The sequence below is a fragment of the Dyella monticola genome (assembly GCF_003363155.1).
GTDB classification, from domain to species: domain Bacteria; phylum Pseudomonadota; class Gammaproteobacteria; order Xanthomonadales; family Rhodanobacteraceae; genus Dyella_B; species Dyella_B monticola.
In genome coordinates, this window is sequence record NZ_QRBE01000041.1 from 1 (window position 1) to 1,251 (window position 1,251).

A 1,251-nucleotide genomic window follows, 5' to 3' on the forward strand; every position below is an offset into this window, starting at 1 on the left:
GCCAGCCGAGCTTGTGGCTGATGGGGAACAGGCCAGATAGGCCATCTTTCCCCGGGACGTTGGGCATGCAATCGTCGACCCAACGGGCATCCGTGTTGGGATGGCCGGCGCCGGTGAGATGGGCGTGGATGAAAGGTGGGCTGATGAGCATGGACCTGTCCCTGGCAACGTGCGTGCGTAACGTTTATTCGGAATGGGTGTGTCGGCAAAACAGGGGTCGGGTTCGACTTACCAATCTGACTTTCCCGGCCTGCCGATCTTTGCGGGACCTGCGGGGATCTGCGCGCGTTGCCAAGCAAGCTTCAATTGCCTGGCGGAAGCGATCTGATGCCAGCGCATGCTGGCGTTGCAGGTGTAGGCGAATGTGATCACGTTCTTCGGGGTCGACGATTTGTTCGACCACCTCTCGGTAGGCCTCGCAGCGTTCGTGATGGTTTGTACCAAGGACAAAATAGGGTGCGTGTGGCCTGATAAGCGGGTTGGCGCATGCCAAGGCGTTGCTGGCATGACTCGACCATGGGTAGCCATGCACATCCGCAACCATTCGAGCCCAAACCGGGTTTAGTTCGATGTAGTGATAACAGCGCAGTAGATGGTTTTTGCCATCGACCATGCATGCCTTGTAGCGACCCTCCCAAAGCGCGCCGGTGCGACGATAGCGATCATTGACTAGCGTACATAACGACGCCCCAAAAGCTTGCATAACACGTGCAATGTGGCCGATGGACGATGGCGTCATCAGTAAGTGAACGTGATTCGTCATCAATACATAGGCATGCACGGCACAGCTCTCTTGCTAAGTAATCCCGCGCAGATCGTCGAGATACCTGAGATGATCAATCTCGGCAAAAAACAGGGCTGACAATCACTGCCGCGTTGGGCAATGTGTTGCGGAATATCGGCAAGATCGAGGCGTGGTCGGCGTGGCATGGCGCTTGAGCTAAAGAGGGAGCCCAAGCATGTGGCTAGAACAGTTCAACGTCTGTCGGGGATTGTCTAAGCCACGCGACAGAGGTGTACTCTGGCCCTGAGCGTTGGATCGGACTCTTTTCTTATCACTGCCACGTCCGATGCTGATTACCAAACCAGTTCTCATCCCTCAATTTATCCAGCGCCTCGCCAATCTGTTGGCTGATCTGAAGAAAGACGCGATGCAGCTCCACGCGGTTCATCGTTACGGTGGTGCTGTTGTTCGCGTTGTCGGCGTCACCGCGGGCGATCTGGGCCATCACGTTCAGCATGGTCTGAATC

Annotated in this window: 2 protein-coding genes; both read right to left on the bottom strand. The window is 56.2% G+C overall.

Annotation, left to right across the window (positions count from 1 at the left end):
- Positions 1-184: 184 nt before the first annotated feature.
- Complete coding sequence (locus tag DWU98_RS22130; RefSeq protein WP_329955414.1) at positions 185-763, bottom strand: transposase; 579 nt, start codon at positions 761-763, stop codon at positions 185-187.
- A 292-nt stretch (positions 764-1,055) separates the two neighbouring features.
- The coding region (locus tag DWU98_RS22070) for an XAC0095 family protein (RefSeq protein ID WP_230474994.1) at positions 1,056-1,251 on the bottom strand (196 nt) is incomplete at its 5' end.